General features: G+C 62.4%; 11 protein-coding genes. 8 read left to right on the forward strand and 3 right to left on the reverse strand.

Translation table 11 applies throughout. From position 1 onward, the window contains the following. Window positions 1-52: 52 nt before the first annotated feature. From J7I86_RS20565 to J7I86_RS20575, 3 genes are all read left to right on the forward strand, one after another. Window positions 53-2,782, forward strand: a complete 2,730-nt coding sequence (locus J7I86_RS20565; RefSeq protein WP_214822715.1) for a SpaA isopeptide-forming pilin-related protein — start codon at window positions 53-55, stop codon at window positions 2,780-2,782. Between the two features lie 94 nt (window positions 2,783-2,876). After that, window positions 2,877-4,358 (forward strand): SpaH/EbpB family LPXTG-anchored major pilin, encoded by a 1,482-nt coding sequence (locus tag J7I86_RS20570; RefSeq protein ID WP_214822716.1) that lies wholly within the window; start codon window positions 2,877-2,879, stop codon window positions 4,356-4,358. Window positions 4,359-4,470: 112 nt separating this feature from the next. Next, entirely contained in the window at window positions 4,471-5,412 is a 942-nt protein-coding gene (locus tag J7I86_RS20575; protein WP_214822717.1) for a class C sortase, read from the forward strand. Window positions 5,413-5,515: 103 nt separating this feature from the next. Here the strand turns inward: J7I86_RS20575 and J7I86_RS20580 are convergent, their stop codons facing one another. From J7I86_RS20580 to J7I86_RS20590, 3 genes are all read right to left on the reverse strand, one after another. Beyond that, a complete protein-coding gene (locus J7I86_RS20580) occupies window positions 5,516-5,860 on the reverse strand; it encodes a hypothetical protein (RefSeq protein ID WP_214822718.1) in 345 nt (114 codons plus the stop codon). A gap of 68 nt (window positions 5,861-5,928) precedes the next feature. Next, entirely contained in the window at window positions 5,929-6,513 is a 585-nt protein-coding gene (locus J7I86_RS20585) for a DUF308 domain-containing protein (RefSeq protein WP_309476771.1), read from the reverse strand. A gap of 9 nt (window positions 6,514-6,522) precedes the next feature. After that, entirely contained in the window at window positions 6,523-7,863 is a 1,341-nt protein-coding gene (locus tag J7I86_RS20590) for an MATE family efflux transporter (protein WP_214822719.1), read from the reverse strand. 41 nt (window positions 7,864-7,904) lie between these two features. Here J7I86_RS20590 and J7I86_RS20595 point away from each other — a divergent pair, with 41 nt between their 5' ends. The 5 genes from J7I86_RS20595 to J7I86_RS20615 all read left to right on the forward strand — a co-directional run bounded on the left by J7I86_RS20595 (window position 7,905) and on the right by J7I86_RS20615 (window position 14,766). After that, a complete protein-coding gene (locus tag J7I86_RS20595; protein WP_214822720.1) occupies window positions 7,905-8,492 on the forward strand; it encodes an antibiotic biosynthesis monooxygenase in 588 nt (195 codons plus the stop codon). A gap of 68 nt (window positions 8,493-8,560) precedes the next feature. Continuing rightward, complete coding sequence (locus J7I86_RS20600) at window positions 8,561-8,995, forward strand: DoxX family protein (RefSeq protein ID WP_214822721.1); 435 nt, start codon at window positions 8,561-8,563, stop codon at window positions 8,993-8,995. A gap of 406 nt (window positions 8,996-9,401) precedes the next feature. Next, window positions 9,402-13,763, forward strand: coding sequence for an SGNH/GDSL hydrolase family protein (locus J7I86_RS20605; RefSeq protein WP_309476772.1), 4,362 nt, complete (start codon window positions 9,402-9,404; stop codon window positions 13,761-13,763). A 113-nt stretch (window positions 13,764-13,876) separates the two neighbouring features. Then, entirely contained in the window at window positions 13,877-14,206 is a 330-nt protein-coding gene (locus tag J7I86_RS20610) for a PEP-utilizing enzyme (protein ID WP_214822723.1), read from the forward strand. Further along, window positions 14,203-14,766 carry a hypothetical protein gene (locus J7I86_RS20615; protein ID WP_214822724.1) on the forward strand — a complete coding sequence of 188 codons (564 nt, stop codon included), beginning with the start codon at window positions 14,203-14,205 and terminating at the stop codon, window positions 14,764-14,766. Before J7I86_RS20610 ends, J7I86_RS20615 begins: the two co-directional genes overlap by 4 nt. The last annotated feature ends 59 nt before the right edge of the window (window positions 14,767-14,825 follow it).

The raw sequence follows: 14,825 nt of genomic DNA on the forward strand, positions 1-14,825 counted from the left end.
GGGCAGCCCTCCAGAAGGGTTGATTGGCTAGGGCAGTAAGAAAAGGGACTCCATGCGGAAGCAGTTTGAGCACAAACGTGCCCATGATCAGGGTGGACGGGGTGAAGGCAAGGGCAGATCGCTGCTAGCGCTCATTGCATGCGCGCTTCTCGTCGTAGTGGGGATGACCGCCTATGGAGTGGTGAACGCCCCCACGCCCGGGATCGCACTACCCGGCTCCCCCGGAGTGACTCAGTCCGGCTCCTTGATCTACAGCGAAGACTTCTCCAATGTGAGCGCGGCCACTGCACCGCTCCCCTTAGGCTCCTATACGGGCAGCACGGCGGCCCAAAACGAGCAATACACGGCAGATTCCGCCTGGCTTCCCGGGGCGCAGGCATGCAATGGCTGGGTTCTTAGGCAAGGTACTCCCCTGCCCGTTAACGGTGGAGCTATCACAAACAGTGATCAGTGCGGTCGAAACACGGCCTTCACCATCCTGGGCAACATGGCCTACGCCATGGGCAAGTACCAAGGCATGACCGACGCGCAGGCTACTCAAAACCAGATCCTCAGCGAATACACCAACAGCGTTAGTGGAGTGCAGTCCGCAGGCCTGCAGCTGCAGACCACCAAGAACACCATTCCCACCATCGCCGGGCACTACTATGCAGTCTCAGGAATCTTCGGCGAAACGAACTGCTTCTCCAACCACGCCCTTCAGGAATTCTCCATCCTGGTCAACGGTGTTGCCACGGTCGTTGGAACCAATTTGGATCCTTGCACGGATGCCAGCCGTCAACTCATCGTGGTTGACAACACCAACTTCAGCGTGGCCAAACTGCAGTCCGGCGCCATCCAGGTGCCCATCACCGGCACCACGCCCACGCTCGGTATTCGCGTAAGGAACCTGCAGGCGACAGGCACCGGCAACGACGTCGGATTCGACCTCCCGCAGTTGGTAGACGTTACGCCGCAATTGGATAAGGCCTTCAGCCCCACCAGCATCTTCCAGGGCCAGAACACCACCTTGACCTATACCGTCACCAACACCAGTGACCTGATGGCCAAGAATGGCTGGCACTTCGTTGACACACTGCCTACCGGCCTCGCTGCAGTTGGCCCGCTCGGCGGCACATGCGTCCTCACCGCGGGCACTGTCTCCGGCCGTACCGTGGACGTCACCGGGAACCTCGCACAGGGCAGCGCCTCGTGCACCATCACGGTAACCGTTACCAGCAACATCCCCGGCGTTTACAACAACTCAGGATGCCTGGCTAACGATGGTGCGGCCATTCCGAACTGCACCAATAACTTCCCCACAATAACGGGACTCTACTCTCCCGGGACGGCGACCTTGACCGTGCGGCCGGTAGTGGACCTCTCCATCACCAAGAGTGCCAACATCACGGCCTACATCCCGGGCCAGCCAATCACATACACGGTTGTAGTCCACAACAACGGGCCCAGCGATGCTGTCAACGCCGTGTTCACCGATCCCCTGCCCGCATCCATCACAGGTGCAACATGGACCTGCGCTGTCACCATCGCAGGAACCTCAAATCTTGCGCCGGCCGGACCCACCGCATGTAACGCTCCGAGCGGCACCGGCAACATATCCGGCACCGTAAGAATCAACGTTGGCGGAACCCTGACGTACACCGTCAAGGGCACTGTGGCACCGGGCACCACCGGAATCATGACCAACAACGCCACCATCGCGCCAGCAGCCCAGACGTCTGTTCCCAACATGCCGGGCGGCGGAACCGTTCCTGTTCCCGGATCATCCACCATGGTTCCCACCGTGGATTTGGCCTGCCCGCCCTTGCCCGGGGTTGGCTGCTCCGCAACGGTGAATACACCCGTGGATCCCCAATGGACCATCGCCAAGACCGCCACGGTGGCCGGCACGTCCTCGAACGGCCAATGGGTAAAGCCCGGCGACACGATCACCTACACCGTGACCGCAACCAGCAACCGCGGCCAAATCAATAACGTCGTCCTCACTGACAACCTCGCCGATGTCCTGGATCAGGGCACATTCGTTCCGGGATCCGCAGTGCTGACCATCGGCACCGCGGCACCGGCCGCCGTCGCCAATCCCGTAGCCCCGTCCACCACGCTGACCACCCAGCCGTTCACGCTGCCGGCCGGTCAGACTGCAGTTCTCAGCTACAGGGTCACCGTCAAGGCAGACGCTTGGAGTGCCCAACTGGTCAACGTCGTCACTGGCGCAGGCAGCGTCACGCCCATCCGCTGCGCAACCGGCACCACACCGTTGGCAGCGGAATGCACCACAACCCACCTGACGCCGGCCAAAATCCTCATTGAAAAACTCGGTGAATCCTCAGACGAGGAATGGGTTCCCATGGCCGGCTCTACCTGGGCCATCCATAATGACGCAGCCGGAGCCCCGGGGGCCGTCAATACCAGCGTTACGGTAGCTCCCATCCCGTCCCAAACCGGACAGTTCCAACTCGAAGGCATTCAGCCCGGCGTGTATTGGCTCGAAGAGACCACAGCTCCGGATGGCTTCAACCTGCTGGCCGAAGCCGTGCAGTTCACAGTGGCTCCCAACGGTGCCGTGACGCTCGGCCAAGGAAGCGGCGCCGGAGTCGTGACAACAAGCGACGCCGACGGCAACGGCATCTTCCTGGTCACTGTTCGTGACGTGCCTGCACTGAAAATGCCGGAATCCGGTGGCACCGGTTGGTGGCCGTTTGCGGCCGCTGGAACGTCGCTGCTTTTGGTGGCCATGGCCCTTGCATCCAGCAATGCCCGGCGCACTCGAAACCACCCATAAACGTCATTCCCCGGCCTGCAGCAAAAGCGGCAGGCCTCACCCCCCAGAAAAATGTTCGCTCCCGAGCATCGCATCACCCATGAAAGAGGAAAAAGTGAGTAATCAAAGCTCCCGGCGCCTTTGGAAGGCCGCCGCCACCACCATTGCCGGAGCGGTGTTGGCAATGTCCTTCTCCGCTGCCCCGGCCTTGGCCGCTCCGTTGGTGGACGGGGACCAGATCGGTTCCATTACCGTCCATAAGTTCGAACGCCCGGATACGCCCACGGGCCTGCCCAATAACGGCACGGCCGTGGACTCCACGGGGCTAACCGCCTTGGCCGGTATCGAATTCACCATTCAGCAGGTCAACGCCGTCGACCTCTCCACGAATGCCGGTTGGGACGCTGCCCATAACCTGAGCAGCGTCTTCTCCCCCGCCAACCCTGAAGGTTCCATCACTGGCGCCGGGTTCACCTTGGGTGCCGGCCAAGCTCAGGTCACCGACGCCGCCGGCACTGCGGCCTTCGGCAACCTCCCCGTAGGCCTGTACCTGGTAACGGAAACCAACTACCCGGCAGGTGTAACCCCCTCAGCTCCGTTCCTGGTTTCAGTGCCGTTGACTGACCCGGACAACAAGGCCAACTGGATTTATAACGTCCACGTCTACCCCAAGAACTCCATCACGGGCGCACAGAAGACCGTCACAGACGCTCCTGACGTCAAGCTCGGCGATCAGATCGACTTCACTATCACCGGTGACATCCCGAACGAAGCAGTCATTGACGGCTACAAGATCGTGGACCAGCTGGACGCCAAACTGACCTACCTTGATGCCACCGCCACACTGGTTGATGGCACGGTCATCACCGAAGGCACTCACTACACGGTTGAATTCGACGCAGCCACCAACACGGTCTCCATCGTCTTCACCCCTGCAGGCCTCGCAGTACTGGCCGCCCACAGCGACACCAAAGTACAGGTTGTTGTAAACACCACCGTAAACACCATCGGTGAAATCGAGAACGATGCCATGGTTTATCCGAACCTGGGCAGCTTCACCACCGTTCCCGGCCAGCCCGGCGGCCCGATTGTCACTCCCCCGGTTGTCACCAAGTGGGGCGAGATGACCCTCCTGAAGACCAACGAGAATGGCGCTGCCCTTGCCGGCGCTTCCTTCTCCGTCTACGCCAACCAGGCTGACGCATTGGCTGGAACCAACGCGATTGTCCTGAACGGCCAGAGCACCTTCACCGTTGCTGTCGACGGAACCCTGACCGTCTCCGGCCTGCGCTACTCCGACTGGGCCAACGGCGCTGCAGTACTTCCCGGCTCCGCCGATTTCCGCACGTACTACCTGGTGGAAACCACCGCACCGGAAGGCTACGAGCTGCTCGCAGAGCCGATCTCCTTCCTGGTCAACGCGACGAGCACCACGGTGGGTGTTGACCTTGAAGTCAAGAACATCCCGTCCAACGGTGGCTTCGAGCTGCCGCTCACCGGTGGTGTGGGAACCGGACTGCTGTACGCAGCCGGCGCACTCCTGGTAACCGGCGCCGGACTCCTGCTGGTCCGCTCACGCCGCAGCACCAACAGCTAGTCACTGCCAACTTGCAAAGGTTCGCAGCCTGAACACCAAAGCGGGGAAGAACGCCGAACACGCGCTCTTCCCCGCTTTGTTCCCCCAGAGCACAAATCCCCCCAGGACTCTCATGTCAAAGCACCAACACTCCAAACAGCGGTCGCAGGGAACTTTCCGCGCCGGATGGACCACCCAGCGCATCATTATCGTTGTAGTCGCGATCCTGGGCGTGGGAGTGATGCTGTATCCCACCGCCGCCGCATGGTTCTCCGACCGGGTTCACGCCACAGAGATCAGCGGCTATGTGGACAGCGTGGAGAACCTTTCCGCGTCAGCCCAAAAGACCCTTCTGGTTGAGGCGAGGCAGTTCAACAAGGACCTGCCATCCGGGCCGCTTCGCGACCCGTACTCCTTGAACGAAGACGGCGAGAAGACCGTCGTCGGAGCTGGTTCGGAGGCGTATAAAAAGATGCTCAGCGTCGGCCCCGGCGGCATGATGGGCCGCCTCAGCATCCCCTCCATCCACTCTGACTTGCCGATCTTCCACGGCACTGATGAGGAAACGCTCGCCAAGGGCGCCGGGCACTTGTTCGGCTCCGGCCTGCCCGTTGGTGGGACGGGAACCCACAGTGTCCTGACTGCCCACTCCGGCTTCGTCAACGCGACTCTCTTCGATGACTTGGACCAGGTACGCGAAGGCGATGTCTTCTCCGTAACCGTGCTCGGCGAGTCTTTCTATTACAAAGTGGATCAGATCAAGACCGTTCTGCCGGAGGAAACGGACGATCTCCGCAAGGTCCTGGACAAGGACTACGTCACTCTGGTGACGTGCACGCCAACAGGGGTCAACAGCCACAGGCTCCTGGTACGTGGCGGGCGCGTTGACCCTCCATCCGCTGGTTCCGCCCAAACATTGCCCAGCCAAGCGTTGGACCCGGGCTTCCCTTGGTGGGCGTTAGCGCTCGTTGGCACCGCAATTCTCATGGTGGTAGTCACCCATCCCCGCAAATCCCGGACCGAACGGACGGCCCTCACCCGTGAAGAGGATCTGGCCGACTCGCTGCTGCACTAGCTCGCGTTGTCCGGCCGAAGTGTGCACCGCGTGACGTGTGCGGAAGACCAGGCGAGACCACAAAAAAGCGCTCCCCCACCCAAGGTGAGGAAGCGCCTGAAGGTTAGCGGCCGGCGTCGGGCGTTTCAGGCCTGTCGTCCGGAGCACCCGGACCGCCATGGCTGGGGCGCTTGGAGCTGAGGTTGACGCCGGAACCCTTGCCGAGGTGATCGGCGTTCTCCTTGTGGCTCATGGACAACATGGCCGCTACGACGAGGCTCACGATGAACGCGATGCCCGCGCCGGTGAAGGCGAGGTCGAACCGCGGGGCTTTGGCGCTGCCGCCGGAGGCGAAGATCAGCACGGCAACGAATGCCAGCACTGCAAAGAACGCGGAGAACATGAGGGGTCCCTTGACCGAGGTCCGCATCCTGCGCGGTTCTCCTGGTGTCTGGTCTGCCACGGTCATTCCTCCAATGATGGCGGTTGGTCTCCGCCGGTCAGCAAAAGTTCTACAACGAGTAGAACGTCCAGCTACTAGTTTACGGCCTCGGGCGAAGCGCCGGGAGCAGCAGCCTGAGCCGGTCCGCCCACAGCGGTCCGGGCTTCGTGGCGCAGCGTCAACCCGGAGAGAATCCACAGCACGCCGGAAATGATGGCCCCACCACCAGCCACACCCAACAGCGCATGCGCACCCAACGACGTGAAGAACGGCAGCAGCACTGCGGTGCCCACAGCAATGACGCCGGACACAAGCCAGTCGCGCGCCAACGGATCCCGCTTCCGGAGGCCATGGACGAACTCAAGGAGGCCCAGCACCAGCAGCGCAAACATGGCCGAGAGCGCAACGCCCTGGTCCGACTGCGTGACCAAAGCTCCGATGCCTCCGAGCGCAACGACCACCGGAACAGCAACAGGCAAAGCGCGGGACATCCACACAGCCGCCGCGGTCGCCAACAGATACAGACCCACGGCCCACGCCAGGACGTTCACGGACGGAGAAGCCCAGAAGATGGTGACCGCGCCGAACACCAGGGCGACCGTGGAGCGGATCAGCACGGGTTTCCAGAGTCCGGCCGCAGTGGCAGAAGGAGTCTGGGCAGGAGTCGCTGGGAGAGTCACCCGTCCAGTTTAGTGCGAACCCAGCACCATCCACCGATCCGTCCGCGCGCGCAGCCCCAAAGTCACCCCGCGGGCCAGCATGTAGCCCAGCGCGAACGCAGCCCACAACCAGAGGAGCCCCGCCTCGCCGTCGGGCTTTATCTGGTGGATTGCCACCAGCAGCGGCAGATAGACCACCAGATTTACGACGCCGGCAATCGCCAGGTAGCGTGCGTCGCCGGCGCCTATGAGGACTCCGTCCAGGACGAAGACGTAGCCTGCCAACGGCTGTCCCACCGCAAGAACCCAGAGGGCAACGGTGAGAGCGGACCGGACGCCGGCGTCGGACGTGAAGAGATAGCCGGCCCAGGGCGCCGCGATGGCCAGGAGCACGCCGGTGATCACACCGAACCCGAGGCCCCAGCGGATCATGGTGCGGGTCAGTTCGCGGACGCGTTGGGCGTTTCTGGCGCCCAGTTCCTTGCCGATCAGGGCCTGCGCGGCGATTGCCAGCGCGTCCAAGGCAAAGGCGAGGAAGGAGAAAATGGTCATGGCCAACTGATGCGCGGCCAAGTTCACGGCGCCTTGCGCGGTCACCACCAGGACTGTCGCCAATATGGCGAGGCGGAGGCTCAGCGTACGGAGCATGAGCCAGGAACCCACTTTGGTCATGGCCCGGACGCCGTGCCAGTCGGGCTTAAGGGACACCCCATGTTGGCGCGCATTCCGGCTGACCATCACCAGGTAGACGGCGGCCATGGCCCACTGTGCAATGCTCGTGCCGATCGCGGAGCCGGCTACGGACATGTTCAATCCGTAGACGAAGAACACGTTGAGGGCGATGTTCAGGGCGAAGCCTGCGGTTGCCACAACCAGCGGTGTCCGGGTGTCCTGCAAGCCGCGGAGAACACCGGTGCCGGCGAAGATGAGGAGCATCGCGGCCAGGCCTGGCATGGACCATCGCAGATAATCGACGGCGAACTGGCGGACGTCACCGGTAGCTCCCATGAAGCCAACCAGCGGCTCGGCCGCCACAAAACCAACCACGGCGAGCGCGAATCCGAGCAGTAGAGCCAGCCACACGCCGTCGCGCCCTGCTGCCAAAGCCTTCCCCAGTTTGCCGTCGCCGATGGCCCGGGCCACTGCCGGCGTTGTCGAATATGCGAGGAAGACCATGAGCCCTACGGCGGTGTGCAGGAGGGTGGACGCGAGGCCGACACCTGCCAGCTGGTCGACCCCCAAGTGCCCCACAATGGCGGAGTCAGCCAGCAGGAACAGCGGCTCGGCGATGAGTGCACCGAAGGCCGGGACGGCCAGGCGCAGGATCTCGTGGGCGTTGGAGCGAGTGGGTGTGGTTGTGGTTTGAGGCACTAAACAAGCCTAGTCCGCCGATGGCCGGGTACATTTGGGCCGTGTCACACGAGCATCCCGTCACCGTTTCAGTCGCCCGCACCATCCTCCCCGGCTATACCCGGCAAGCCAATGCCTGGGCCCATGCCGGTCAGGAGCTTGCCCGCGAATGGCCCGGATATTTGGGGTCGGGCTGGGTGCGCAATGGTGTGGATTCTACTGAATGGCACATGCTTTACCGCTTCTCAGATGCTGAGTCTCTGCAGGACTGGGAAGACTCTGAGGAGCGCCGTTGGTGGATCGATAGCGCCAGGGACATGATGGAGACCACCCGGGTGGAGCGGCACACAGGCATTGAGGGCTGGTTCGCGCGGCCCGGCGACGTCTCGGTAGTTGTGCCCGAAACGGTGGTGCCACCGCGGTGGAAGCAGGCCATCAGCATCTTCCTGCCGTTCTTCCCGCTCAGCCTGCTGGCCAACTTCCTGCTGCACCCGTTGACGCAGGACTGGCCTCTGGTACTTGCGGTTCTGCTGAACATCGTGATCCTCACACCGCTGATGACCTACATCTTCCTGCCGATCACCACGAGGCTGCTGCAGCCGTGGCTACAGGCGAAACCGCGCAATGTGGCAGGGAGACAAAGCAGGTAGCTGAGGCTTTGGTCATACAGAGCCTCAATTAGTTGACACTTCAACTTACCTCCGGAAGGGTTGAAGGTATGAACAAGTCCAGCATGACCACCACAGCCCTGACCATCCTGCGCGTTATTGCAGGATTTCTCTTCGCCGCGCACGGTTGGCAGAAGTTCAACGAATTCACCATTGCCGGGACGCAGGCATCGTTCGCCCAGATGGGCGTGCCCGGCGCGTCTGCAGTGGCCCCGGTAGTAGCAACCCTTGAGCTGGTGGGTGGCGTCGCGCTGATCATCGGCCTCTTGACCCGCATCTTCGCCGCGCTCTTGGCCGTCAACATGCTCGGCGCCCTGTTCCTGGTGCATGCCCCGGCCGGCGTTTTTGTTGGCAACGGGGGATACGAACTGGTTCTGCTTTTCGCCGGCGCCGCTTTGGCCCTCGCGCTGGCAGGTGCCGGCAAGATCTCCGCCGACGCCGCACTCTTTGGCCGCTCCGGCTCCAAGCTGCGCGTCCTCGCCTAAGCCGCCCCGCACCGCCAGCCTCCACCAACACCCCCGGACGCTCTTCCACATAACAGCCCCTAAACGCCATCGCTCTCTCCCTTGCTTCAAGAAAGGGAGAGAGCGATGGCGTTTAGGCCATGGGAAGTGAGAGAGGATCGGCTTCCAGGGCGGCGGGCTGATGTCATACTTCACGACTTCGAACACAAAACAACAAATTCTCCCGTCAATTCCTTGACTCGCGATTTCAAACACTGGTAAACATGTCCCACCGGGCAAGCGTTTTCCAGCTGTTCCACCCGCATCCCCCTTCCGACCGGCGGTCCCCCGCCAAACCACTCTGGATGCGCTTACCCCGTCAATGAAACGATACAAAGTCCGACAGTGTGGTTGGTACACACCCCACGCGTCATCAAAGGAGATGTTCGTGAAACACCCCCCTCAACGCGCGGTCAGAACGGGCGCTACTGCCCTGACTGCCGCCGTCGCCTCGGCTGCTCTCGCCTTTACCGGGCTTCCTGCAGCGCACGCCGAGACATCACTCCCCCCGGCCGGAAGCGGCTTCAAATTCGACTTCGGGCCCGGCGTCGTGGCCGACGGATACACGCAAGTGAACGCGGGCAGCGCCTATACCGCCGCCACAAAATTCGGTTTCACGGACACCGCCCTCACCTCAGAAACTGACAGAGGCACCCCGGACACCCTGCGCAGCGACTTCGTCCAAGCCCAGGGCAGCTCCTTCCAAGTAGACCTTCCCAATGGCGACTACACGGTAAAGCTCATAGCAGGCGACGCAACGGAAGCCACCAATATCGCCATCACGGCAGAGAAGATGGCCAAGGTCCAGCTCACTGACAAGCCGGCCGGCCAGTTCCTGGAGATGGAATTCCCCATCTCGCTGGTGGACGGCCAGCTCAACCTGGACATCACCGGCACGGCTGCCAAAATCAACTCCCTGGTCATTGCGGCCCGCGCTCCCCGCGCGGCGACAACGGATCCCGGCGTCTACCTGGCCGGCGACTCCACCGTCCAGACCTACGATCCCGGCTACGCTCCCCAAGCGGGTTGGGGCCAGATGATCGACCGCTACCTTGACGACAAAGTCCCCGTGTACAACCACGCAATCGGTGGCCGCAGCTCCAAGAACTTCATCAGCCAAGGCCGACTTGACGAGATCCTCCGCGTCATCAACCCCGGCGATTACCTCATGGTCCAGTTCGGCCACAACGACGCAACCATCGGCGTCGACGACCGCTACGCGTCCCCCGCGGACTACAAGGAATACCTCCGCACTTACGTCAACGGTGCCCGCCAGCGCGGCGCCACCCCCATCCTGGTCACTCCGGTGGGACGCCGTGACTTCGACGCCACCACCGGCAAGTTCCGCGTCAGCTTCCCGGAGTACGTGGACAAGATGAAGGAACTCGCCGCTGAAGAGAACGTAGCCCTGGTGGATCTGTCCGCCCTCAGCCGTGGCTACTACGACGAAATCGGACCGGAAGAAACCAAGTCGGTCTTCCTCCATGTCGACGCCGGCGTGTACCCCGGGCGTCCGAGCGGCACCGCTGATGACACCCACTTCCAGGAATACGGCGCCATCCAGATCGCCCGCCTTCTCGCCAGCGGCATGAAGCAGCTCAACGTTCCGCTGGCATCGCGCGTCCAGGAAGTCACACCGCCGTCGAACCTTCCTGCCAAGCCGCAAGGCCTGGTTGCCGGCAGCGTCTCCAACGCCGGCGCGCTGCTCAAGTGGCAGCAGGTAGAGGGAGCAGACATCTTTAAGGTCTACCGCAAGCTGGCCACTGAACCGGACAGCGCCTACAAGCTGGCCACCACCTCCACCATTCCCACCACCAACCTCAGTGGCCTCGCCGAAGGCACCGCCTACAACGTCCGCGTGGCGGCGATGAACGGCAAAGGCCTCTCCGAGTACAGCGACGCGTTGGCATTGACCACCAAGCAGGCCACCTACAAGTTCGACTTCGGACCCGTCGGCGCCCCCGTGGAGGGCGGCTACACCGAGGTCAACCGCACCATGCCTTACTCTGCCGAGCGCGGCTATGGCTTCAAGGACATCACGGTCCTCAGCGATCGCGACCGCGGTGCAACCACCACCAACCTGCTCCGGGACTTCGTCCTCAGCGGCGCCAGCTTCGAATTCCAACTGGACGTTCCCAACGGCACCTACGCCCTGAAGACGTACCACAGCGACTGGATCGGCTCCACGCGGACTGACATCGCCGTGGAAGGCAAGGGCTTCGGTACCGTCACCTCCGGCAAAGCCGCGTCAGCCACCAAAGTCATCAACGAAGTCTTGGTAACCGACGGTCAACTCAACCTGAGCATAAGCGGATCCGGCCAGCGCCTCAACGGGCTCGAGGTCACGCCCCTCCTGGTCGGCCCAAGCAACCTCAAAACCACGTCCGTCGACGCCGGCGCCCAGCCGCCCGTCGTCGGGCTTTCCTGGGACGTTGTTGCCGACGCCGCCAGCTACCGCGTGTTCCGTCAGGCACCGTTCGAGACGTCTGCGCAGCTGATCGCGGAGAACGTCTCCGAACCGGCGTATTCGGACACCACCGCTACGGCCGGCCTGCCCTACAAGTACTACGTCACGGCCGTAGACCGCACTGGTCTGGAGTCCGTCCCGTCCAACACTTTGGACGTGCCGCTGGTCGACCCCGCAACTGCAGCGCCCGCCGCACCCGAAAAGCTGAAAACCAAGAAGGTTGAAAAGACCAGCGTTTCGCTTCAGTGGGGCGAAGTTAAGGGCTCGACGGCGTACCTCGTCTACCGCTCAACGGCACCTGACGGCACCTTCACCTACGTGGGTAAAACCGATGACAAAAAGTTCACGGACACCACAGTCCTGACCACCATCAAGTACTACTACCGCGTTACGGCACTGAACCCCGGCGGAGAATCGGCTCCGTCGGAAACCGTCGGCACAGATGACGTGGTTGTCCTGGACCGCCAGATGGAGAAGCTGGACCGGGCGCCTGTGGCAATTCCAACGACGGAGGGAATCCGCATCGGTTGGCGCATGCTCGGCCTCGATGAAGACAAGATCGGCTTCAACGTCTTCCGGGACGGCAAGAAGATCACCTCCTCGCCCATTACCAACAGCACGAGTTACCTGGATACCACCGGGACCGCCACCTCGAAGTACGTGATCAAAGCAGCTGGCGGCGGAAACAGCGGCGACAAGGAGACCAAGGAGTTCAGCCCTCTGGCGCAGGACTACCTGGCCATCAAGCTGGACAAGCCGGCTGACGACTACACCAAAGACGGGCAGCCCTACAGCTACTCGGCGGGTGACGCCACAGTCGCCGACCTGGACGGAGACGGCCGGTACGAGATCATCCAGATGTGGTCTCCGTCCAACGCCAAGGACAACTCGCAGGCCGGCTACACGGGCACCGGTTACGTGGACGCCTACACCATGGAAGGCACCAAGCTCTGGCGCATCAACCTCGGCCAGAACATCCGCGCCGGCGCTCACTACACCCAACTCCTGGCCTACGATTTCGACGGCGATGGCAAGGCTGAAGTGGCCATGAAGACTGCCGATGGGACCCGGGATGCTGCAGGAACCGTGATCGGCAATGCCAACGCAGATCACCGCAACAGCAGCGGCTATGTCCTCACCGGTCCGGAGTTCCTCACTGTCTTCCATGGGCAGACGGGAACCATCATGGACACCGTGGCGTATGACCCGCCTCGCGGTGACGTGGGCGCTTGGGGCGACACGTACGGCAACCGCGTGGACCGCTTCCTTGGTGCTGTTGCCTACCTCGACGGTGAGCACCCGTCCATGATGTTCAGCCGCGGCTACTACACCCGGGCAGTGCTGGCCACCTATGACCTGGTGGACGGCAAGATCGTGAAGCGCTGGGTGTTCGACTCCAACGTTTCCGGGGATCAGTACCGGAGCATGGGCAACCACAACCTGTCCGTGGCTGACGTGGATGCCGACGGCAAGGACGAGTTCATTTTCGGCTCCATGACCATCGATGACAATGGTCAGCCGCTCTACACCACCGGCCTCGGCCACGGCGATGCCATCCACACCAGCGACCTGGATCCATCGCGTCCCGGTCTGGAAACCTTCGCAGTCCACGAAGACATGGCCTCCAGTGGAAATCTCGGAGCCACCTTCCGTGATTCCGCCACTGGTGAGGTGCTCTGGAGCATCCCGGCCGTCAGGGATACCGGCCGCGGAGCCGCAGGAGACATCGACCCCCGCTACCTGGGAGCCGAAGGATGGGCCGTCGGCGGCGACGCTGCATGGAACTCACCGGTAGGCGAACTCCGCTCGGCCAAGGGAGAGCTGATCTCCACCAACATCCCGGCAGCGAACTTCCTTGCTTGGTGGGACGGAGATCTGCTCCGCGAAATCGTGGACCACGACTGGGACGTCGCAAGCAACAGCGGCACCCCAAGCATCAGCAAGTGGAACTGGAACACCCAAAGCAGCGATCGCCTGCTGACGGCCTCGGGTGCGCTGACCAACAACAGCACCAAGGGCAACCCGGCAATCCAAGCCGACCTGTTGGGCGACTGGCGTGAAGAAATTGCCTGGCGTTCAGCGGACAGCACGGAACTCCGGATCTACACCACCACTTCCGGTACTGATGTCCGGCTCCGGACGTTGATGCACGATCCCGTGTACCGGCTCTCGGTTGCGCGCGAGAACATCGCCTACAACCAGCCGCCGCACCCGGGCTTCTATATCGGTGTAGGCATGGATGCGCCTTCTATGCCGAATATTGCATATACGGGCGCCAAATAGCTCGTCCTTCCTAGCGGGCACGGCCCCGGTACCTGTTGGTGCGGGGCCGTGCTTTTCTTCTGCCGAAGCTGTGCTGTTCGGTACCCGGAGCTTTCGGTGGTAGAAATAGCCGGATGACCATCCTTATTGGAGTGGGAGCCAGCACCGGTACGGCCCATGGCTTTGCCCGGCTCATCCACGGCCCGGACGATTTCACGCAATTCCAGTCCGGCGACGTTCTGGTGTGCCGCACCACCGACCCCGCATGGACACCCCTCTTCAGCATGGCATCAGCGGTGGTCACGGAGACAGGCGGAATGTTGTCGCACGCTGCGATCGTCGCCCGCGAGTTCGGAATCCCAGCCGTGCTGGGTGTTCGGGATGCGCTGGACCTCCTTGCCGACGGAGAATCGTTGGCCATTGATGGAGCCCGGGGAACCGTCACCCTGATGGACAGCGAATGACCCTCCTGACCTTGCATGCGGTCCGCCTCCTTGGTTTCGCTGATACGCAAACGGTGGCGGCCCGGTTCTTCCAGGAGCCCGGTCTAGTGGAATCCCAGCTCATCGACGCCGGCGTGAACGGCTTGGTTTCGCACAGCACCTTCGCGGGGATCAGCGGTTGGTCGCTGTCGAGTCTCGGGAGAACCGAAAATGAGCGGTTACTGGCCGAAGAGTTGGACCGGACCCAGGCACGGCAAGCGGTGCTGGCCGTGCATGATGATTTTGCGGACATCAACACCGGCGTCGTGGAGGCCTGTAGTGCCATCCAGCTGCATACTCAGGCCAGCGAGGATGCCATGGATGTCCTGATGGGCGCCTTGGCGTCATGGCGTCCACTCGAGGCTGAGCTAACAGGTGTGCTGCCTCGTTGTGAGGGCTACGCTGAGCGGCTGCTGCGCGCACTCAAGCACGCTGTCCAGGACACGGCATGGCTCACCGCCACCGATCGCGATTCCTTCCACCGGGTCTGGTTCGAGCTCCACGAGGATCTTATCGCCACCCTCGGTATCCAGCGACGGTAGTCTGGCCCCTGGTAGTCAGACTTAGTCACGTAACAGAAACGTGGCGCCAGTAAGATTCC

The organism is Arthrobacter sp. ISL-95, assembly GCF_018613695.1.
In the GTDB taxonomy this organism is placed as follows: Bacteria; Actinomycetota; Actinomycetes; order Actinomycetales; family Micrococcaceae; genus Arthrobacter.